The organism is Clostridium sp., from assembly GCF_047718555.1.
Taxonomy (GTDB): Bacteria; Bacillota; Clostridia; order Clostridiales; family Clostridiaceae; genus Clostridium_I.
The window spans coordinates 1-21830 of the sequence record NZ_JBDNRK010000066.1 but is presented as its reverse complement, the minus strand read 5'-3'; the positions used below and the strand labels follow the sequence as shown (position 1 = coordinate 21830).

Genomic DNA, 21830 nt, shown 5'->3' with positions numbered 1-21830 from the left:
TGTTAATGCCAAAAGTTACTATAAATAATTTAATATTGAACTTGGATATCTATAAATAAATCGCTTCCTTATTTTTTCTTAAGATTTCTAAATCACATTATAAGAAAAAGGCGTAGTTTATAATAATAGAAGATTGTGTAATAGATTATATTTATAATATCTGCGACAAATTGGATTTTACTGTTCTTTATCATCTTGCTTTTTCTTTTTTGAACTCATATACGTAAGGACAATAGCAACAGCAAAACCAAAAGCAACCCAAGGAAACGCAGCCTTTAAAAAATCTTCCACTTCACTTACCCCCTTTTTTAATACTCTTACATAAATTTTACTTCACCTTTTTTACACTCCCGAACTAACATTTTTGTGTTCAACATATTCAATTACAGTGCCATCTAAATGTTTTACAGTTAAATTCATTACTGTTGGAACTTTCTTTATGTCTCTAACAATTACAGCTTCATTATTTAATAAGAATTCTTTAAATTCAATAACAGAATCTACTAAGAAAGTTGCCTTCGTATCCTTAAATGGTTTTAAAGCCTTATCAGTACCACTTAAAATTAAAATATTACCTATTTGTGCTAATTCTAAATTCATTTCAGTGTAATTAAATCTTAAATCACAATCTTAATTTAATAGTTTTTTGTAAAAATCTATAGATATATTTATATCATTTACGTATAAACGAGTTAATATTTTCTTTATTTCCACCTATTCGTATCTCCTTTATTCACAGTAATTAACTTTATATGAAAAATATTTATTAACTAAACCACACATTATGCTCGTTTTGTTCAATCAGACAAATTGAAATTTAACTATGCCTTTCTCCCATATATCAGATACCAATCACACTCTTTATCGAATGTATCTCTTATAATATCTAAACCTAGTTTTTTCATTGTATCCAATAAATTCATATGTGTGAATGGTGTAAAACTTAATGAATTTTCATAAAGTTCAACATGATTATCTTCCCAAATTTCTTGAAACAAAATCTCTACCTCTGATTCTTGCTCAATACCATTCAATTTCCAATGATACATTGGTATATACTCTTTATTAAGGTACGATATTTTGTCATATACAGTAAATCTGTTGTTTTCAGCTACTATTTTTTCCCAATTACGAGTTTCTATAACAAGTGTCCCTTTCTTTTTAAGTACTTGAACCAAAGAAGAAATATCATTTTCTCTTGTTACTGCATTTGGTGAATGAACGATTGAGTTGCCTATATTAAACACAATATCAAATTGTGCCTGAAAAACACTTGGTAGTTCTGACCATCCCTTAACCTCTGTTGATATTGACACATTATGCTTTTGCGAAAATTCATTTGCAAGTTTCACCATTTCGCTACTTATGTCAGTTGCTGTAACATTATATCCATTTAATGCTAATGCAGTAGCCTGAACTCCATTTCCACAGGCAGAATCCAATATAGATACTTCTTTATCTGTATATGATTGTAACAAATTCTTATGGTTTTCTATAAATTCTAATTGCCGTATTTGTTCAGTAGCCATATCTCCATAGAAAGCATTATATAGCCAGTTCATTTTATCATAATCTTGTTTTTCATCATTATTCATATACTAATATTCCTTTCCTTCAAATTGAAATTTATTTCTTCTTATCTTTTTTATTGATAGCACCTAAAGATCAAAAAAGAGCAATACCTATAGCAATCCAAATGGCAATATTCACTTGAAATCCCCCATCTAAAATTATAATTTATTGAATTAATTATATTGATCATATGTTACATTTATCTATTATTACTGCCTAAAAGAATATTTTGAACTTATTATATTACTAAATAATATTATTGGATGGTTTGTTCTGTCCAATAATATTCCCCTCATTGTCAGTAATGTAAGTGCCTTTTGTAGTGTCTAATATTACATATTTATTGTTCCAAGGATCTTTTACAACTGCACATTTCCCGATTCTAATGTCAAAAGGCCCGTATATAATTTGACCTCCTGCCTTTTCTATTTCTTTAACCGCTTCAATTACTGAATCTACTTTTATATCAATATTCTGTTCTTTGCGTTCATTCTGAATGACAATTTCAGTTATTCCTTCACTCATTCCAAGGCCTGCTACTGAATCTGATTTCCATAAAACTTTCAATCCAAGACTGTTGCAATAATATTCAATTCCCCGCTGTATGTCTGGAGTATAGAGTTCTATACAGTCCATATAACTAAATAATGGTTTTTTTGATGTACCCATAAGGACACTCCCCTTTAAAATCAATTAATAATTCGAAATATATTCTATTTTCCTTATATATCCATAAACACGTACAAATAGCTATTTATCTAGCTTTGTACGTGTTGATGTCTACTATTACTTCATATAAGAAAAATATGCATTAAACTAACAATTATATTCTTCCAAGAATCTTATTAAAGCATCCTTCCAACAAGGTAATATCTTAAATCCGTTTTCGACTAATTTAGTCTTATCCATTCGACTATTTGAAGGTCTCTTTGCTTTTGCACCATACTCTTCGCTAGATACTGGAATAATTTTAATTTTTTTATTCGTATAAGCAAAAATTTCTTGTGCGAATTCATCCCAGGAGCAGAAGCCTTCATTTGAAACATTGTACTTTCCATATTTGTCTGTCTGAATCATATCAACCATAATTTGGGCAACATCCACAGTATATGTTGGAGAACCAACTTGGTTAGAAACCACCGTTATTTCATTGTTAGTTTCAGCAAGTTTCAACATAGATTTAATAAAATTTTTTCCATTAATTCCAAATACCCATGAAATTCTAACTATAAAATATTTATCAAGTAAACTATCAACTGCTAACTCTCCTTGATACTTGCTTTTTCCATACTGACTAACTGGTTTTCTTTCATCATCTGGTTTCCATGGTTCTGTACCATCGCCACTAAACACATAATCTGTGCTTACATATAATAGCGTTATATCATATTGCTTACAAGCCAATGCAATATTTTTAGTTCCTTCTACATTGATTAAGTTACATTTATCTATTTCAATTTCTGCATTATCAACTGCAGTATAACCAGCACAATGAATAATTACATTAGGTCTTATATTTTCAATTGTCTGAAAGACGGCATTTTTAACTGTTATATCACAATCTTTTGAGCCAATACCAACTGCGTCTATATTTCTTTTCTTGAGTTCTTTTATAATATCATATCCTAACTGTCCTGTTGCACCCGTTACTAAAACTTTCATTTATTTCTCATCCCTTCATATATAGCCAGTTCTTTATACACAAAATCTTTACTTAACTAACTTACAAATTACTATTTGTCTGCAGATTATATAAATAATCTTTACTTCTCAGTTTCTCACTAGTCCGTATTAATTGTATAATAAAATAGTACCATATTATTGATTAAGTGGTAAATTATAATGATTGAAATTGAAGAGTTAGTGATAAACAACTAAAGAGTTTTAAATTTTTTCTCTTTAATATTCAAAAAAGCATATGCAGCAAAAATAATCAAATATGGCATTGCAGGATAGAAATATCTTTCAAAAGCATAGAACGGTAAATAGATTACTATAAAATATAGTATCATTAAAAGAGCTATTATTCCCATTCTGTTTCTATTTTTATTTAAATAAAACTTAACTATACCAATTACCCCAAAGACAATTATCAAATAATGCCATAGAAATGACATCACAAAGGGTACTCCTAAAAATGGTATCCAAAGAAAAGGCATCCTTATTTCATAATAAGTTTTACCTAGTGTGTACCATAACAAAAATTTAAGAGGATGCTTTGGTACAAGGTTTTTCAGTCTATATTTAGATACTTGAATATCAACTTGATTTTCTTGATATTCTTTTCCTGTATATTTAAATTGATTATAATTTAATCCATCTGTCGCTTTGGTACTTTGATCATAATTAATATATGTACCTTGAAGCATTGGATTACCAGTTGCTAAGGTAAGTGGAACAAACTTATGAAAAACATTATAATTTCTAATCCACCAAGGAGACATTATTAAACAAAAAATTCCCAGTACAATTGTTCCATACTTAAACATTTCCTTAATGCTGTATTTTCTTAATATCCATATTATTAAAATAATAATGGGGAAAGCAGCAATTGTTGGTCTGAAATAAGTAGCAAGTGCCCAAGATATACCGCCAAAGATATAATACTTAGTATTTTTTTTCTCTATAGCGTAAATAGAAAAATATATTAATAATAATACAAAAAATTTAAATAAGCTCTCCGTTAATATTAAATTTGCTACCCAATAATCAGAAATATATAATGCATTTATAATTACAGCCATTATGCCTATTTTGCTATTAAATATTTTTCTGCCAATTAAAAACACTAAGTATAGAGAGCCAGTTTGTATAATTGATTGAAAAATCCTATAGGCAGTTATTCCATCAAACTTTCCAAACAGAATTACAAAAAATGCTAAACTATAAGGTAACCCAGGCATCATAAAAGCCGTTGAAATTCCAGGATTATGATAAACATACTGTCCAGTATCCACTAAAGTCCAAGCACTTCTAATAAATTTAACGTCATCATTATCTGGGTTAGTCAAACTACCTAACAAAGTGGAGTTACCATATATGAAAATCGAAAAAATATTTATCAAAAGAAATATAGAGCAAGTAATTCCTAAAATTATTTTTATTTTTTTTCCCTCTTCTTTTAAGCTGAATAAACTTTCTTTCGTAGGCTGTCCAAAAATTAATCTACTTGTTTCAGTTTTCATTATCCTTCACCTATCCTATAACTTAAATAGTAGTTCCTATTCTTTTCACATAATCACTTCACTCATTTTCAAAAATCAATAGTAAGTTCACAATATAAGAAAATTTCGAACTTATTTAATATCTATCCAATATCTTTGAGTTATTTCTCTATCTTCCATAACTTCATTCTCTAAAACCCCACCATTCTTGATTATAGTCTTTGCTGATGCACTATTTGTCTTATTGCATGTAATCAATGCCTTTTTAATTCCTAACTTTTTTATCATTGGCAATGATAATGATAGCATTTTTATAGCATAACCTTTTTTACGCTCAGATGGTCTTATTCCATAACCGATATGTCCACCATAGCTTAGTAAATATTCATTCAATTCATGTCTGATATGTAAGGCTCCATAAATTCTTTTATTTTCATCGACTAAAAAGTATAGTGTAGACGGAACAAAACCCCTATCATATGCTTTATCTGTTGTCATGTCTCTCCAAAAAATAATCAATTCTTTATAATCTATAATACTTCTTCTCGCTGCATATGGAACTATTTTATCCTCTTCTTTTTCCCATTCGTTAATATAGTCATTATATTCTTTTTCCATTTTAATTGTTGGCTCTACTAATTTAAATAACACAAAACTCACTCCTTTGATTCTATTATTATCATATTTAAAAACACTTCAACCTTGTTAATTAAATTAATTCGTAAAATCCTACAAATACGCCCGATCTATTTTTAATAAAATACATCAAACATATAAAATGTTTAACTATCAAGCTTCACATTATAGACATTATCTTCATCCTTCAATTCATTTCTCTTAATACCATTATTCTACAAATGAACTTAATTTCCTTCAAAAGTAAACTTTTTATTTATAACCCATAAATTAATCTTTTCTTTATTAATATAACTTTGTACATTAAATTATATGAAGTTAATTTTCCGTTCCTTCTCATAATTTCATTTCATAAAACAAAAACTCGATATACTCAGAAATTTGAGTATATCGAGTTTAACATTTTAATGTTCCATATCTAATACTTTAAATAGAATAATGTCTAGTTCAAGACTTTTTTAGACAACTACACTTATCTTACCTGACTTCCTGTTGGAAGTTCTCCTGGAATGGATACAGTGAATAGCTTGCTATCATCATCTGTAGCTGCCGCAAGTATCATTCCCTGTGAAAGTTCTCCTCTTAATTTTGCCGGTTTTAAATTTGCTACCAATACTACATATTTACCTACAAGTTCTTCAGGTTTATAATACTTGGAGATACCTGAAATGATCTGTCTTTCTTCTTCACCTAATTGGACTTTTAACTTCAAAAGCTTATTTGATTTCTTTACAGCTTCACATTCTATTACCTTTACTACTCTCAAGTCTATCTTATCAAAATCCTCTATAGTGATTTCTTCTTTTATCGGCTGTATCTTTGGTTTTGCTGAAGCCTTCAACTGATCTTCTCTTATCTTATTAAGCAGTTCCAGTTTAGCATCTACGTCTATTCTTGGGAATATGGCTTCTCCCTTTTTAACCTTACTGCCAGCCCTTGTTCCATCAAAGGCTGCTATACTGTTCCAGGTTGTCAATTCTACATTTAACTGATCATTTATTTTTTCACTGGTTTCTGGTAAAAAGGCTGACAAAAGCGTAGATACAATTCTAAGACTTTCCACTAGATTATATAGAACTGTTCCAAGCCTTGCTTGCTTATCTTCTTCTTTTGCAAGTATCCAAGGAGTAGTTTCATCTATATATTTATTTGATCTTCTTATAAGTTCCCATATATCATCTAAAGCTTCTGGTATTTTCAAAGCATCCATATGTTTTTCTACATTTTTAGGGGTTTCAATTGCTAAATCAATAAGCTCATTATCTAAAGCTTCCTTAGCTGTAGGTGCTTGTATAATACCCTCAAAATATTTTTCTATCATTGCTACTGTCCTTGAGACTAAATTACCAAGATCATTAGCTAAATCAGAATTTATTCTTTTAATAAATATTTCATTGTTAAATAATCCATCTGCGCCGAAAGGTATTTCATGCAATAAATAATATCTTACAGGATCAGTTCCAAATTCATTAACCAATATTACTGGATCTACTACATTGCCTTTGGATTTGGACATTTTTCCTCCATCTACTAATAGCCATCCGTGTCCAAAAACCTGTTTAGGAAGCTCAAGACCTAAGGCCATAAGCATTATTGGCCAGTATATTGTGTGAAATCTTAATATGTCTTTTCCAATCAGATGAACATCACAAGGCCAATATTTTTTATAGAGTTCTTCATTCTCGCTGCCATATCCAAGTGCTGTAATATAATTTGACAGAGCATCTATCCATACATATATAACATGTTTCTCATCAAAAGTTACTGGTATTCCCCAATTAAAAGAAGTCCTTGAGATACATAAATCCTGAAGTCCTGGTTTTAAGAAATTATTTAACATTTCATTTTTTCTTGATTCTGGCTGAATAAATTCAGGATGGTTTTCTATATATTCAATAAGTCTATCTGCATATTTTGACATCTTAAAAAAATATGCTTCCTCTTTTGTCTTTTCTACCGGTCTTCCACAATCGGGACATTTTCCATCCACAAGCTGTGTTTCTGTCCAAAAAGATTCACAGGGAGTGCAATATAGACCTTCATAAGCATCTTTATATATATCGCCCTGCGCATAAAGTTTTTCCACTATTTTTTGAACTGCCTTTACATGATAATCATCAGTAGTTCTAATAAATTTATCATAACCTATATTCATCATTTTCCATAAGTCTTTTATTCCTGCCACTATTTCATCCACATATTCCTTAGGGGTAACTCCTTTTTCTTCAGCTTTTCTCTGTATCTTTTGACCATGCTCATCTGTTCCCGTAAGAAGCATTACGTCATACCCACATAATCTTTTAAATCTAGCTAGTGCATCTGCAGCCACAGTAGTATAGGTATTACCTATATGAAGCTTAGCTGACGGATAGTATATTGGCGTAGTAATATAAAATTTTTTCTTTTCGTTCATTTTTCTTCCTCCTCAAATTCTATCTTATATTTCAATTTGTAATTTTCCTAAATTACTAATCAAAGATTTTATATAAAGTAATTACATTTTTGTTATTTGAAGCTAGAAACCTCTTCTAGCTTCACTATATGATGTTTTTCTCTATACAAAAAAGCCTCCAAATAAAAACCAGTTTTATTTAGAGGCGTGTTATCGCGTTACCACTCTACTTCATTTCTACCTTGCAGCAGAAATCTTACTAAGTGACTCCTCAATATAAGATAGATTCAAACCTCCTATATCAATTTATCACCTTACACTTTAACGTGTGCTTTTCGTTATATCCTACTAAGTTATGTGTGTAATTATTATACACCATCTTTAGTCAGATATACTGCTCAGGGGCCATGTTCACAAATATAGACATTACTGATTTTCACCAATCTCAGCTCTCTTATAAATGCTTCTAATTGTTACTCTTCCCATCAATGCATTCTTCTTCAATTATCTATTTCATATTATAAACAACATTTAAAATATTATAACAACATTTTTTAGTTTGGCTTACATTTTTATGTTATTACATATTTTTTCTATTGTCAATACTGGGTTGAGGCATAGATTTGATCTTTTCCTGACCGAAAGGTTCAGACCTCCACATCTAAGCGAAGCGAAGGTGGGATTTTCCAATCAGGTGGGGTAGACTCCCCACCTGATTTACCGATGTTTCAGCTTGCTGAAACGAGTTCGCTTAAAGATGTCTTAACTACTCAGTAAATCCCTTATTTCTTCTTCTGACATCTTTGAAATTATGGCCTCTTCAGAATTATCAATATCCATAACACTTTTTATTATATCTCTTTTTTTCTCTTGGAGTTCATATATCTTTTCTTCAATAGTACCCATAGCTATAAGCTTTATTATTTCTACAGTTTTCTTTTGACCAATTCTGTGAGCCCTGTCAGAAGCTTGTTGTTCAACTGCTGGATTCCACCATGGATCATAGTGTATAACTACATCTGCTCCAGTTAAATTAAGTCCCGTTCCTCCTGCTTTTAAGGATATAAGGAATATATCTCCCTTTCCCTGATTAAAAGCTGTTACCATATGTCCTCTTTCTTCCATCTTTGTCTGACCATCTAAATACATATACTCTATATCTTTAGTACTTAGAAATTTACCTATATTTTTTAGCACACTGGTAAACTGTGAGAAAAGCAATATTCTGTGTCCGGAATTTATACTATTTTCGATTATATCATCCAAAGCTGCAAGCTTTCCACTGTCCCCCTTATAATTTTCTATAAATATAGAGGGATCACAACAAATTTGTCTTAACCTTGTCAGTATGGATAATATCATAAGTTTACTCTTATTAAAGCCTTTTTCTTTAATATTGCTATCTATTTGCTCTTTAGCATTTTGCAAATAAGCAGCGTAAATTTTCTTTTGCTCCTCAGTCATTTCTACAGCTATTTTATGTTCAATTTTAGGAGGAAGTTCTTTTATAACTTCACTTTTCAACCTTCTCAATATAAAAGGTCTTATATGTTTATTAAGCTCATCTAAAGCATTTTTATCATTTGCCTTTACAATAGGTGCTTCATATTTTTTCACAAATTTGCCATGAGACAGAAGATACCCGGGCATAATAAAATCAAATATTGACCAAAGTTCCGAGAGAGAGTTCTCAATAGGCGTTCCTGTCAATGCAAAATAATTTTTAGCCTTTATTTCTTTTACAGACTTAGCATTTATAGAATTGGGATTTTTTATCTGCTGTGCTTCATCTAAGATACAATACTTAAACTCTATAGAATTATAATATTCAATATCTCTTCTTATAAGTGGATAAGATGTTATTAAAATATCATACTCATTGGAACTCTCTATAAATTTTTTTCTTTGTTCCTTAGAACCGGATACTACTAAAGCCTTTAAATTTGGATAAAACTTTTCAATCTCGGAAAACCAATTATAAACTAAAGAGGTTGGTGCTATTACAAGACTAGGCATATTATCTCCATTTTCTTTTTCTGAGGCTAAAAAACTAATTATCTGCAAAGTTTTCCCCAGGCCCATTTCATCAGCAAGTATTCCGCCAAATCCACAGCTAGCTAAAGTCTTTAGCCATTTAAATCCAACCTTTTGATATTTTCTCATAATTTTTTCTAGAACTTTGGGTACAGAAAAATCTGCATCTTTTACATCCTTAATGGTATTTATAAGCTGTGTAAACTTATTATTTCTTTTAATATAGTCCATATTATATAGCTTTATGTTTTCATCTATGTACATTGAACTGTATTTAGGAATTATTACTGTATCCTTTTCCAGATCAGAATCCTTTATATCCAAAAAGTCGATCATATTCCCAATATTTTTTATCTCTTCAGACTCTAAAGGTACAAAGCCTCCCTTTTTCAATTTATAATATTTTTTCTTCTGCCTTAAGGCATCAAATATATTTTTTAATTCCCTTTTATCTACGCCCTCTATTTCAAAATTAAATTCCAGAAGGTCATTATCATTTAATTTTACTCCCCCGCTATAGTATGAAGTTCCATATATCTTGAAATTTTTAAAGGAATTTGAATAATATATTTCACAGAAATCCTGAAGTGTACTGATGCCATTATTTAAGAAATCAATTATTTCTTCCTCTTCATTATTTATAAATTCATCTCCATACTTTTGAAATTTATAATTTTTAAATAGATTAACAACAGTTAATTCTGTTTCTACATCTCTTATAAGTATAGAATCTTTAGAACTACCATTGTCTTTGGCCAGAGGATTTATGTTTATATCTCCATAACAAAATTTAACAGTTCCCATTACCATATCATTTGACCTATCCAGATATATTTTGGTGTTTAATGGTTCCCTATAAAATTTTTCTTGAAGACTAGTATCTATTACAAGGTTATCAGTTATCTTTTCCAAGCTTGGTATTATGTAAGATGCAATTTTTCCGCTATCCTCTACATCAAACTTTATTACATTTTTTCTTTCTTTCAAAAATGCATTATAAAAAGGTATGTATAATTTTCTTTTCTGTTCATCTACCTTATATATAAAGCCTTCATGAAAAAAGTATTCTCCATTTTCTGTAATTGGATATGGTATACTATCCTTTTGTATAAGCTCTATTTCATTATTCTTAGATACCAATTGAAAGTCTAAAGGTATGGGTTCCTTAACAATTTTTACATTTTTATACTCCTGAGCCTTTATACTGATATTTATTTCTCTGTCTTTTATTATATTTAAAAATCTTTTTACCTTAATATCTGTAAGATGGGCCTTTTTACCTACTAAAATTTTATTGCCCCCGTTATAAGAGTATTCAAATTGATAGTTTCTCTCATCATCCTCATAAATTTCTTCAATAAGTTCTACAATCCTTCTGTCTTCCTCATTAAAATGATGAACCATTGGATCAAAGGTAAAGCCCTTACCAAACTCTATGTTTTGACTTTTACCAATATAAGAATTTATAAATTCTCTCATATTCCTAACCACATATAATCTATCTTCTCCAATTTTCAATTGCAGACTTGAACCTTTTTCTGACCATGGATTTATTTCAAGTTTTACTTCCATGTTAAGCTCTTTCCCAATATTCTCTTTTTCTACCATTCCATTTTTTATTTGATCAATCAGTATATTTGTTCTCATAGTATACTTGCGTCCCGTTATACTATTCTTATCTCTTATGTATTTAAACATGGCTGCAGCTATATGTGGGCAAATTCTATCATCTAAGGAATACTTGTGAAACTCTCTGCACTGGCATTTTACATTATTGACTCCCGTTCTGTCATTAAACCATATTTCATTTGCAAATTCCATTCCATTATCTGCTACCACAGCTTCTATTTTTGTCTCATTATCACCAAGTTCCTTATTGTAATTCTTAGTAACATTTATTTTTTTAACTTTACCTTTTTTATAGTAATTATCTGCCTTTTTATATACAAATTCATCTGCCCAATACTTTACAGTTTCTTCTTTAATATCAAACACCGCTCTCACCTCTGCTTATCTATATTTTATCCAAATATAAGAAATTATTTCAATTAAAAGATCTATTTCAATTTTACTAATATAAATAATATATAAAATTCACTTATTATTCATTTAATTATATCTGAATTTTAATTTAGTTTTTCCAGTTTTTCTTTAACACTTTTAAGATCCTGCCAAAATAATTTCTTTTTACTTTCATCTCTAAAAAGAGCTGCCGGGTGAAAAGTAGCCATAATATTAAAATTTTTTACTTTTAGCCATTTCCCTCTATCACGAGTTATTTTCATAGTTCCAGTTTTCAATACGTCTTTCCAAAGTTCACTTTCTACCTCATCCAAGGAATTTCCACTATTATTTAAAGCTTCCTCCATAACATATTTCATAGCTACAGCTCCTAAACACACAATTATCTTAGGTTTTATAAGTGCAACTTGGTTTCTTAAGTATGGTATACAAGCCTTTGCTTCTTCTTCCACAGGAGTTCTATTATTTTCCGGCCTGCATTTACATACATTACAAATATAATAGTCCCTTTCTCTTATAAGATCCAATGCATTAAGTGCTTTTGTAAGCAGCTGCCCAGCCCTGCCTACAAAAGGCCTCCCAGTTCTATCCTCATCTGCTCCAGGTGCTTCCCCTATAAACATCAATTTGGAATTTATATTACCTTCTCCAAAAACCACATTAGTTTTATTCTCACATAAGCCGCATTTAGTACAAGCTTCACTTTCTTCTTTAAGTTCTTTCCAATGAAGCAAAATAATCACCTCAAGCTTTATAACATTTTATTTTAATAATACCATAAATCTACCAATCATATTTTCCTAAAATTTATACCTTTTTAATTACTTTATTTTTATATTATACCATTATTAAAACACGAAAGCTGTAAATTAATTTCTACTATACCATTTATCCGATGACTACCCACTCTAATACTCCCAGCTTCTTCAAAGTGGGAGTAAAGAGTGGCTACGTCCCTGGATAACGACTTACCCTAAAGGACAACGATTTCTAAGTATCGAAAATACCGATACTTAGAACTCTGTTAGTAGTCATCAGTTGGAATAAAGACTCCACCTGATGCTAAGAACTCTGTTTATAGTAGTTCCAATATGAAATCTTCACTACATATAGTATATATCTTTTATTAAATATACTTTTGTGAGGTAATCATATTATAAACTCTACAAATTAGTTATATAATAAATTTTGCAAAAGTCACTGCCATAATAATAGCAGTAATATCTGCCAGTACTGCTGCCCAAAGAGTATGTCTTATTTTTTTTATTCCCACAGAGCCATAATATACAGTTATAGTATAGAATATAGTTTCAGTAGATCCCATCATTATAGAAGCAACTAAACCTATGTAACTGTCTGTCCCATACTTTTTTAGTGTTTCTGCAAATATCCCCATAGCACCACTACCTGACAGAGGCTTAACTAAAGCTAATGGTACAAGTTCCGGAGGTAATCCGATGAATTTTACCACAGGTTTTACTAAAGCTATAAAATAATCCATAGCTCTAGACTCTCTAAAGACAGTTACAGCTATAATCATGGCAAGAAGATAGGGAAATATCTTAATGCATATACTTATGCCATCCTTCGCCCCTTCTACAAAGCATTCATATACCTTGACATTTTTTAGCATTCCATAAACTACTATTACTAATATGATTATTGGGATTATTGCCTTAATAGCATAATTCAACTACTTCACCCCGCTTCAAAAATACCTCTCCAAAATTTTACAATAAATCATGCCCATAACAGCAGCTATAGCTGTAGTTATTATAGCCGGTACTATAATTATTCCTGGATTTTGAGATCCACAAGCCGCTCTTATGGATATAACTGAAGTTGGAACAAACTGAATACAAGCTGCATTCAAAACTAAAAATCTAGCCATGTCATTTGTAGCAGTACCTTTAATTGGATTTATTTTCTCCATTTCACTCATAGTTTCAATTCCAAAAGGCGTAGCAGCATTTGAAAGTCCCATCATATTAGAAGTTAAATTCATAATCATGGGCCCCATAACCTTATCATTTTTAGAGCTATCTTTAAAAATAATCCTAAGTATTGGTTTTAATATTCTAGACAATTTATCTGTTAGTCCACTTTTTTCAGCAATTCTCATTACTCCACACCAAAGACACATTAATCCTAATAATTCTATTGTTAATTGTACTGTTGAAGTAGTGGAACCCACAATTGCCTTTGATACTATTTCACCTCTTCCCGTTACAAGCCCAAATATAATACCAAACGCTATAATAAAAAACCATATATAATTTATCATATTAATCACCCCTCATATATTTATATATACAAGCTGTCATTAAAATTACTTTAACTTTACGTTTAAGCATAAAATTAATATATGCAATTCTCTATTATAGAAAAGAATGAAACCGCCCTTCAGTAATCTAAAGTTTATTTATCATAAAATAAAAAGCACTATCAAAATTACTAAATTTAAATAATTTTGACAGTGCTAAATACAATTAATTACTTAATATTATCATGAACCCAAACTATTGTATCCAGATTCCAGACCCTATAGGGACATTATCATAAATATACTTTGCATTTTCAAGAGCTAACCTTACACATCCATGAGAGGCAGATTTGCCCAGTGTTCCATCTAATAAATTACCATTCTTATCAAATAAAACGCTATGAAATAAATAATTACCTTGAATTTGAGTATAATATTTAAGTATGGCTTCTCCTGACTTAAATTGAGGTCCTTTGATTCCTACAAAAAAATGTCCTAAAACTGTAGGTGTACCCCCTGTTCCTGATGCACATTGGAATGAATTTATTAATTTCCAATTACGATTTGTACCATTAAAGATATATACCGTTTGTTGTGCTATATTTACCATAATATAATAGTTAGTGTAGCTTTGAGTATCTACTTGATTCACTATATTTTCAACATTTGCAGAATTAGCATTAGATACTACCGGTGCTGTAGGCTGATACATGACATCAGCTGTGGGCTCCTTTTTCAGATCATCCAATGTGGAACCTTTTACTATTCCATCAGTGGTAAGACCATGCCTATGTTGAAAATCCATTACCGCATATACCGTCTGTTCTCCAAAATCCCCATCCTCATCTACAGTATAGCCAAATTTATTAAGTTTCTTCTGAATATCCTTTACATCATCGCCCTTATCTCCTGATTTAAGCACATCTCTTGGTGGTGGTGCTGGAGTTGACTTTTTTTCATCAGGTGTACTAGCATTACCTGCCTTATTTACCTGCGTACTATCTGTTTTGCTGCTTTTATCTTTACTAGAAGATAAATTATGCGCAAAAGCACTACCTATATCAGCCAAGCTGCTGCAGGCAGAAAAAGTAAAAATTATTATTAAACCTATAATTGCTATTAATAAGATTCGCCTCATGCTACTGCTCCATCCCTCTCTTAACAAGATTTTAACTTATAAATTTTCCCCCTTTTAGAGTTGATATTTATTTTGATTAATTTAGTTAATATTTATTAATTAAATTTATAATTTTATTATACTTTAATTTTAATTAATAGTTAACTATTTACACAAATTATGTTAAAAAATTTTTATTTATCCATAAAAAATGACTTTATTATAGCGAAGCATTCTCTTATAGAAAAATTAGGCAACAAAATATTATTAACTGGTGCTGCTATACCCTCTACATTAAGCCCTGCTCTTCTTGCTAAAAATTTTGCCCTAAATACGTGATAATTGCTTGTAACTATAGCTATCTTTGGATTAGGTCTACTATCTACTTTATTTAGAATCTCTGCTGTATATTTCATATTTTCCATTGTATTTTCAGATTTTTCTTCTTTTAATATATTTTCACTATTTACACCATGTTGAATAAGGTATTCTTTCATAGACTCCGCTTCTGATATGTCTTCTCCCTTTCCTTGTCCCCCGGATACTATAACTTTCACATTAGGATTTCTTTTTATAAATTCTAATGCCTTCTCAGTTCGCTGAAGCTGAATTAGAAGCATATTTCTTCCCCTTATTCCAGCACCTAAAATCATAATATAATCCGGCTTGTCCTTAACAGTCTTATTTGCACTATATACAATGCATGCTTCAATAAATATAAACACTGATAAAATTAAAATGATAGAAATATTAAATATTTTAAAAGCTCTTTTTATTATTATATTTTTTTCTCCTAGGCTAATTTTCAAAACTCCTACTGCTATAAAAATAATCCCTATTAGCGCAAAAAAAAGCGAGAAATTTACTATTATGTTGAAAGTTAAAAAACATATTATAAAATACAATAAGCTTAATATACCCAACATTATTATAGCTTTCTCAAATATATGACACTTCAAATATATCATATAAACATCCTCCCAATAAATGTAATATGCTAATCTTCTCTTATATATGTTAAATTTTAATATATTCTTAAATGAATTAATACAGTATTGGTAAAATATTCATAGTTTTTTCTTATATTTCTATATAAATTATTAGTATAAGTATGATATTATACATATTATTAAGCCATAAAAAATTACAAAGATATTTCTACATTTAAAGGAGACTATTTATGCCTTATCTATTTATATTTAATATTGATTTTTATCATTTATTTTTTTACTTTATATTTTATTCCTTTTTAGGCTGGTGTGTAGAAGTGCTTTATTCTTTTAAAATTAAAGGAGAGTTTGTAAATCGCGGCTTTTTAAATGGTCCTTTTTGCCCTGTTTATGGTTTTGGTGCCATATCTATAATAATGATAGTTAAGCCTTTTGAAAACAATATTATATTTTTAATTGTAAGTTGTCTCTTTTTCCCGTCTCTTATTGAATATATTACAGGTTTTATTCTTGAGAAATTATTTAATACTACTTGGTGGGATTATTCTAATACTAAATTTAATCTTCAAGGTAGAATCTGTCTCAAATTTTCCATAATATGGTTTCTAGTTTCACTGATTATCTTAGTTTTTATCCATCCGTATATAATGGAATCTATGGTAAATGCCCTACCTTTAAACTATGGAATTGTTATTATGTATATATTGATAAGTTATTTTATAATAGACCTGTATATAACTATGATTTCTTTAATAAAACTAAAGGAATTATTTGCTGAACTTTATCATATTTCTTTAGAATTAAGGAGCAAACTTAATACAATAAAACAAATTGGTGATTCTATAAATCCTATAGATGTATCTGCTGCCCCTAGAAACATAAAAAATAAAGTTACAGATGTTTTTGAAAATACAACTAAAAATTTATCTAACACACTTGATAATATAAATTATAAACTTGATAATACAACTAGTAACCTGGTTTCTAAAATATCCAGCAAATTACCAAAAGAAGAAAAAGATATAATTTATACTCTTAATAAAAAAGTTAAGGAATTAAAGACTACTTATGAAGGAATTTTAGATAAAATTGCTTATAATCATTCAAGAATCTTCAAGGCTTATCCTAATCTAAAATCTAAATATGGTTCTAGGGTTTTAATTGATGTACAAAAAAAGATTAAACTTATAAATTTAAAAGCTAAAAAGAAGTTTAAGCATTAAAATTTTGTAGAAAGTTATACAAAACTGTTGATAAATGCTTTCTAATATGTCTTCTAAATACTTTTAGGTAATATAACTACATCATATCTCATAAAGGCATCTTTAACTAATGGCTTTTGTGATGTAACATTTTTAATTTCCTCTAAATTTTTTGCTTTGAAAACTATAGTTCCACCGCTCTTATTGTATACACCGCCACCAATTAAATATTTAGTTGCTTTTATATCTGAATTTCTTATTTTAGTATTATGTAAAACTTTGTTTTCCTTCGGTTTATCCTCTGAATCATTAATTATATAATCGATTTTTACAAACAAATTGTTTTTATCCATAGATTAGTCCCCCATCATATTATTAATTTATATAGTTACACATTTACAAAATATCTATTGAATAGACTATACTAATTCATGCTTAATGCTTGTTTACATATAAAGTATATGAACTTATAAAATCTATTATTACGTCGAACTCCTGTTCGCATTTTCATTGTACAGAACATTCGTTCGCATGTCAATATATTTTATTACTTTTTAAAAAATATATGTTATAATATTTTATGTTGGCAGGTAGTTCTAAAAAATTATAATTCCTAAACTGGAGGCAAGAAATGATATTAACTGATATAATGAAATATATTGAAAGCGAATATAAAGTTATAAATAATACTCCCTGTGAAATCTGTGGAGGAGATTACGAAGCAAACGAACTGGAAATATTAGTTATAAATGATGAGACCTATGATATTTGTCAATGTACTTGTTCTCTATGTGGACATGAAAAGATTTTTGAATTTCCAGCACCTTTTCTAAATGAAGAGTATTTAAAATACAGAGATAATATAAACTAGAGGAGATTACTATGAATAAAGAAAGTCTAGACCTAGCAAAGCAAAAAATTGACGAAGCACTAATTACTGTGGAAGCCATGGAAAAAGATTTTGATTCTAAAATCATTTCAGATAAAAACGTAAAAGAGCAATTTGTTTTTTTATCAGAAAAAGTGCATCAATTAGAAAAAATATTAAAGCAAGAGGGTATTTTATAACATAAATTTTATTGTAGGTGATAACAATGGATAAAATTACTGAATCAGAAACTATAGATTTAGAGGAGTTTAAGCTAAAAAAAAATAAATCTTTACATGGACTCAATAAAATTAAAAATCCTTTAATAATATTATTTATCTCAATAATATTATTATTCATTATTGCCTGCTATTTTTATTCATACTCTTCAAGCCTAGTGATTATAGACGTAGGCACATCTATAAATTTAAAAGTAAATAAATATGGAAAAGTGATAGATGCATCCTCCCTAACTTCAAGTGGTAACAATATAATAAGTGAAAGTAATGTTCATAACAAAAACATAAATGAGGCACTAATAATTCTTTTAAGTAAAGCTGAAGCTAATAATTACATAGATCCTTTAGACAAAAATCAATTGAAACATAATGTATCTGTTTTTATCTCTGGTGATACCCTAGACATATCTAAGTTCTCTGATGAGGTGAAAACTAAAAAATTGAATCTTAATATAAATGAAAATGGATCAGAAAAAAATAACAGGTAATTATACTACATAATTTATCCTGTTATTTTATTTATAATTTTATTGATAGTTTGGATTAGTAAGCCTTTCTTTAAATTGATCAAAACCCTTTAGGGCATTAACAAATACTCTGTTTAAAAAGAGTATATTTGTATCTTTATTTGCCCACCCATTATTAATGGTAAATGCCATAGTATATCCTGCATTTTTGGCTGCCTGTTCAGTAAAATTATTATATTTTCCAGAAGGATATGCAATATAATCCACTTTCTTATCTAGAAGCTTTTCAAGAAACTGTTTTGATTGTACCAAAGTCTCCTGCTGCTTTTCTAAAGACAATTTATCAAGCTCTTCATGATTTACTGTATGACTCTGTATATCAATTCCATTAGCATCCATTTCCTTTAACTGAGCTGAAGTTAAATATGCACCAATTTTATCTGTACCACCTGTAATAACAAAAATGGTTGCCCTAAATCCAAACTCTTTAAGTATAGGATATGCATTAGTATAGTTATCTTCATAAGCATCATCAAAGGTTAAAACCACTGATTTTTCTGGAACTGGTTTGTCATTTTTTAAGAAATTATATAATTCATCTAAAGTTAAAGTAGTATACCCATTATCCTTCAGATACTGCATTTGCTGCTTGAAAACTTCCGGAGGTAAGATAATGCTTTTACTGACATTATCAGTTACCTTACTATTATCAGCAATGCTGTGATACATAAGTACTGGTATTTGTTTGTCATTATGTATCAAATTTTCTCCCTTAAATTCTCTCAGCTTATTATATTTAGGCTCATCTTTCTTTATATCAATTTCAGCGACTTTATTTGAATTTTCTTGTTTATTATTGGCTGATGAATTATTATTTCTTTTGTTGGTAACTATATTATATGTAACTATACCACACAACAAAACTAAGATAATTACAATTATCCATACTATTCTTAGTTTAAAAGTCCTCACTACCATGCCTCCTCAAAATATATCATAACTTTATTGATAATTGCTGTTATTTACTCTATCCTCAAAATTAGCCTCAGTATGTTTCGGTCCCATATAAACTCTACTTAATTTATATGCTCCATCAGTTTTATAACTCCATTTTCCATCTCTGCTAAGTCCTAATAAATAACCAGCTTTACTTGCTGCATCTAAAGTATTTGTATTGTAGCTTCCAAAAGGATAGGATACATAGTTAACTTTTTTATTCAAAATTGATTCTAAACGCTGTTTTGAATTTTGAAGACTTTTTAACTGTTGTGCAGCAGTCAAATCACCGAGTCTTACATTTTCATATGTACCACTTTCTATATCTAATCCATTATTTTGCATATCCTTTAGCTGTGCCGTAGTTAAGTAATTAGGATCTTTATCTATAGCACTAGCTACTACGAACACAGTAGCTTTAAATCCGTATTGCTTTAAAACTGGAAAGACATTGGTATAATTGTCCTCATATCCATCATCAAAAGTCAATGCTACAGATTTTTCAGGTATAGGCTTATTCTTTGTAATGAAATCATTAACTTCGTCCATAGTCAATGTATAATAGCCATTATCTTTTAAATATTTCATTTGAGCATCAAAATTGTTTTTAGTTACTCTAAGCCCAGCAACATTCTCTGACGCTGCCTCATTACTCACACTATGATACATAACTACTGGAACCCCTTTATCGTTACTTTTCATCGGTGTTTGTTTATTTTGTTTATCAGCTTCATTACTAACTTCTGAGGCTTGTTTATTTGAACTCAAATCATTGGCAATTTTTTTATCTGCTGCTGTACTTGTATTAGCTTTGGCAATATCACTATGCTTATTGACATTGACAATTACTGCCCATACAATTACTGCCACTAATATAAAAAAACTCACACCTATTATCTTTTTTTCTTCACTTTTCATTATGGCTTCCTTCCTAATAATTTAAATAATAATTACTTTTATATTAATTTACTATTATATTTTATCAAAAAAGTATACATTTATCCATATTATACTATAAAATATAAAAGTTATGTTTTTAGATTATTAGTACTTATTCACATTATCCACAATATATATGTTATTAACTTGTGTAAATTCTTAATTCTCTACGTTAATTATAAATAAATAGAAATTCATTTTATTGAGTTATACACATTGTCCACAAAATTGTTGATAACTTGTGGATAATAAGTTAATATTACCTTTTTAATATCTGCTTATTTTAATAAATTATTGTTTTTCAACAAGTCTTGCGTTAATTATGAGCCTATGGGTTGCAATTCTTATAGGTGTACACGTAACAAGAGTCATTGTAGCATCTGAAGTCGGATTTAAAACTTCCACATGATCAGGAGTTACAACACTAATATTATATACTTTATAAGTATAAGTACCGCTTTTAGCTTGTACATTAATTATGTCACCATTTTTAATTTCACCTAATCTATTAAAATATTCACTATAGGTATAGCTTCTATGCCCTGCCACACAAAAATTTCCCTTCTGTCCCGGCATAGCTGTTCCCTTAAAATGCCCTACTGCATATTTTAAAGTACTTAAATCAACACCTTCTCCTACGGCTACTTTTAAATTTATCTTAGGTATTGTAATTATTCCAATAGCTCCTTCAGCATCTGCTGGAGGTTGTGCATCTGTACTTGAATCTGCATTGGATTTATTATCTTCCTGAGCAATTGTCCTCTGGAAATCATTAATCATTGCCTTTTCCTTATGTGCTGCCCATAATCTCATACCTATTGCTGAAGAAATTACTATTATTCCAGCCGCAATAAGAATGCCTCCAACTATTTTAAATTTTTTCATCACATTTACCTCCATTACTTTTATTACTTAGGCATGTGAAAATAAATAGTAAGTCAAAGATGCGACGAATATTTTGAATCCAAC

21 protein-coding genes are annotated in these 21830 nt (G+C 29.4%); 4 read left to right on the top strand and 17 right to left on the bottom strand.

Translation table 11 applies throughout. The features are described from left to right. Positions 1-342: 342 nt before the first annotated feature. From ABF633_RS18285 to ABF633_RS18225, 13 genes are all read right to left on the bottom strand, one after another. Entirely contained in the window at positions 343-600 is a 258-nt protein-coding gene (locus ABF633_RS18285; protein WP_415525704.1) for a hypothetical protein, read from the bottom strand. A gap of 221 nt (positions 601-821) precedes the next feature. Further along, entirely contained in the window at positions 822-1595 is a 774-nt protein-coding gene (locus tag ABF633_RS18280; protein ID WP_415525702.1) for a class I SAM-dependent methyltransferase, read from the bottom strand. 223 nt (positions 1596-1818) lie between these two features. Next, positions 1819-2241, bottom strand: coding sequence for a VOC family protein (locus ABF633_RS18275; RefSeq protein ID WP_415525700.1), 423 nt, complete (start codon positions 2239-2241; stop codon positions 1819-1821). Between the two features lie 147 nt (positions 2242-2388). Continuing rightward, the gene (gene rfbD, locus ABF633_RS18270) at positions 2389-3234 is read right to left on the bottom strand and encodes a dTDP-4-dehydrorhamnose reductase (protein WP_415525698.1); all 846 of its coding nucleotides are present in this window, start codon (positions 3232-3234) and stop codon (positions 2389-2391) included. A 212-nt stretch (positions 3235-3446) separates the two neighbouring features. Then, positions 3447-4757 carry an ArnT family glycosyltransferase gene (locus ABF633_RS18265; protein ID WP_415525696.1) on the bottom strand — a complete coding sequence of 437 codons (1311 nt, stop codon included), beginning with the start codon at positions 4755-4757 and terminating at the stop codon, positions 3447-3449. Positions 4758-4868: 111 nt separating this feature from the next. Continuing rightward, on the bottom strand, positions 4869-5387 hold the full coding sequence (locus ABF633_RS18260) for a GNAT family N-acetyltransferase (RefSeq protein ID WP_415525694.1): 519 nt from the start codon (positions 5385-5387) through the stop codon (positions 4869-4871). 457 nt (positions 5388-5844) lie between these two features. Beyond that, the gene (gene metG, locus ABF633_RS18255; protein ID WP_415525692.1) at positions 5845-7785 is read right to left on the bottom strand and encodes a methionine--tRNA ligase; all 1941 of its coding nucleotides are present in this window, start codon (positions 7783-7785) and stop codon (positions 5845-5847) included. Between the two features lie 741 nt (positions 7786-8526). Further along, positions 8527-11793: an SNF2 helicase associated domain-containing protein gene (locus ABF633_RS18250; protein WP_415525690.1), complete on the bottom strand. Its 3267-nt coding sequence runs from the start codon at positions 11791-11793 to the stop codon at positions 8527-8529. 131 nt (positions 11794-11924) lie between these two features. Next, positions 11925-12554, bottom strand: coding sequence for a uracil-DNA glycosylase (locus tag ABF633_RS18245; RefSeq protein WP_415525688.1), 630 nt, complete (start codon positions 12552-12554; stop codon positions 11925-11927). Between the two features lie 440 nt (positions 12555-12994). Further along, entirely contained in the window at positions 12995-13513 is a 519-nt protein-coding gene (locus ABF633_RS18240; RefSeq protein WP_015613634.1) for a spore maturation protein, read from the bottom strand. A 15-nt stretch (positions 13514-13528) separates the two neighbouring features. After that, the gene (locus ABF633_RS18235) at positions 13529-14104 is read right to left on the bottom strand and encodes a nucleoside recognition domain-containing protein (RefSeq protein WP_415525686.1); all 576 of its coding nucleotides are present in this window, start codon (positions 14102-14104) and stop codon (positions 13529-13531) included. A 235-nt stretch (positions 14105-14339) separates the two neighbouring features. Beyond that, positions 14340-15221, bottom strand: coding sequence for a L,D-transpeptidase family protein (locus ABF633_RS18230; RefSeq protein ID WP_415525685.1), 882 nt, complete (start codon positions 15219-15221; stop codon positions 14340-14342). 173 nt (positions 15222-15394) lie between these two features. Beyond that, complete coding sequence (locus ABF633_RS18225) at positions 15395-16168, bottom strand: YdcF family protein (protein WP_415525683.1); 774 nt, start codon at positions 16166-16168, stop codon at positions 15395-15397. Between the two features lie 212 nt (positions 16169-16380). On the opposite strand from ABF633_RS18225, the gene ABF633_RS18220 reads away from it, so the two are divergent. Further along, positions 16381-17373, top strand: a complete 993-nt coding sequence (locus ABF633_RS18220; protein WP_415525681.1) for a putative ABC transporter permease — start codon at positions 16381-16383, stop codon at positions 17371-17373. A 53-nt stretch (positions 17374-17426) separates the two neighbouring features. On the opposite strand, the gene ABF633_RS18215 is transcribed toward ABF633_RS18220, so the two are convergent. After that, the gene (locus tag ABF633_RS18215; protein ID WP_415525679.1) at positions 17427-17705 is read right to left on the bottom strand and encodes a hypothetical protein; all 279 of its coding nucleotides are present in this window, start codon (positions 17703-17705) and stop codon (positions 17427-17429) included. Positions 17706-17983: 278 nt separating this feature from the next. Here ABF633_RS18215 and ABF633_RS18210 point away from each other — a divergent pair, with 278 nt between their 5' ends. The 3 genes from ABF633_RS18210 to ABF633_RS18200 are packed head-to-tail and all read left to right on the top strand — an operon-like array spanning position 17984 to position 18947. After that, positions 17984-18223, top strand: coding sequence for a metal-binding protein (locus ABF633_RS18210; RefSeq protein ID WP_415525677.1), 240 nt, complete (start codon positions 17984-17986; stop codon positions 18221-18223). An 11-nt stretch (positions 18224-18234) separates the two neighbouring features. After that, entirely contained in the window at positions 18235-18420 is a 186-nt protein-coding gene (locus tag ABF633_RS18205; RefSeq protein WP_415525676.1) for a hypothetical protein, read from the top strand. 26 nt (positions 18421-18446) lie between these two features. Further along, positions 18447-18947 carry a hypothetical protein gene (locus ABF633_RS18200; protein ID WP_415525674.1) on the top strand — a complete coding sequence of 167 codons (501 nt, stop codon included), beginning with the start codon at positions 18447-18449 and terminating at the stop codon, positions 18945-18947. Between the two features lie 39 nt (positions 18948-18986). On the opposite strand, the gene ABF633_RS18195 is transcribed toward ABF633_RS18200, so the two are convergent. The 3 genes from ABF633_RS18195 to ABF633_RS18185 all read right to left on the bottom strand — a co-directional run bounded on the left by ABF633_RS18195 (position 18987) and on the right by ABF633_RS18185 (position 21746). After that, positions 18987-19898: a polysaccharide deacetylase family protein gene (locus ABF633_RS18195; protein WP_415525672.1), complete on the bottom strand. Its 912-nt coding sequence runs from the start codon at positions 19896-19898 to the stop codon at positions 18987-18989. A 30-nt stretch (positions 19899-19928) separates the two neighbouring features. Next, a complete protein-coding gene (locus tag ABF633_RS18190) occupies positions 19929-20840 on the bottom strand; it encodes a polysaccharide deacetylase family protein (protein WP_415525670.1) in 912 nt (303 codons plus the stop codon). A gap of 312 nt (positions 20841-21152) precedes the next feature. Continuing rightward, positions 21153-21746 carry a class D sortase gene (locus ABF633_RS18185; protein WP_415525668.1) on the bottom strand — a complete coding sequence of 198 codons (594 nt, stop codon included), beginning with the start codon at positions 21744-21746 and terminating at the stop codon, positions 21153-21155. Positions 21747-21830 lie beyond the last annotated feature (84 nt).

Bases quoted from the DNA above. Each gene is read 5' to 3' on its own strand.
- ABF633_RS18285 (WP_415525704.1), bottom strand. From the start codon at position 600: ATGAATTTAGAATTAGCACAAATAGGTAATATTTTAATTTTAAGTGGT.
- ABF633_RS18280 (WP_415525702.1), bottom strand. From the start codon at position 1,595: ATGAATAATGATGAAAAACAAGATTATGATAAAATGAACTGGCTATAT.
- ABF633_RS18275 (WP_415525700.1), bottom strand. From the start codon at position 2,241: ATGGGTACATCAAAAAAACCATTATTTAGTTATATGGACTGTATAGAA.
- rfbD (WP_415525698.1), bottom strand. From the start codon at position 3,234: ATGAAAGTTTTAGTAACGGGTGCAACAGGACAGTTAGGATATGATATT.
- ABF633_RS18265 (WP_415525696.1), bottom strand. From the start codon at position 4,757: ATGAAAACTGAAACAAGTAGATTAATTTTTGGACAGCCTACGAAAGAA.
- metG (WP_415525692.1), bottom strand. From the start codon at position 7,785: ATGAACGAAAAGAAAAAATTTTATATTACTACGCCAATATACTATCCG.
- ABF633_RS18235 (WP_415525686.1), bottom strand. From the start codon at position 14,104: ATGATAAATTATATATGGTTTTTTATTATAGCGTTTGGTATTATATTT.
- ABF633_RS18230 (WP_415525685.1), bottom strand. From the start codon at position 15,221: ATGAGGCGAATCTTATTAATAGCAATTATAGGTTTAATAATAATTTTT.
- ABF633_RS18225 (WP_415525683.1), bottom strand. From the start codon at position 16,168: ATGATATATTTGAAGTGTCATATATTTGAGAAAGCTATAATAATGTTG.
- ABF633_RS18220 (WP_415525681.1), top strand. From the start codon at position 16,381: ATGCCTTATCTATTTATATTTAATATTGATTTTTATCATTTATTTTTT.
- ABF633_RS18215 (WP_415525679.1), bottom strand. From the start codon at position 17,705: ATGGATAAAAACAATTTGTTTGTAAAAATCGATTATATAATTAATGAT.
- ABF633_RS18210 (WP_415525677.1), top strand. From the start codon at position 17,984: ATGATATTAACTGATATAATGAAATATATTGAAAGCGAATATAAAGTT.
- ABF633_RS18205 (WP_415525676.1), top strand. From the start codon at position 18,235: ATGAATAAAGAAAGTCTAGACCTAGCAAAGCAAAAAATTGACGAAGCA.
- ABF633_RS18200 (WP_415525674.1), top strand. From the start codon at position 18,447: ATGGATAAAATTACTGAATCAGAAACTATAGATTTAGAGGAGTTTAAG.
- ABF633_RS18190 (WP_415525670.1), bottom strand. From the start codon at position 20,840: ATGAAAAGTGAAGAAAAAAAGATAATAGGTGTGAGTTTTTTTATATTA.
- ABF633_RS18185 (WP_415525668.1), bottom strand. From the start codon at position 21,746: ATGAAAAAATTTAAAATAGTTGGAGGCATTCTTATTGCGGCTGGAATA.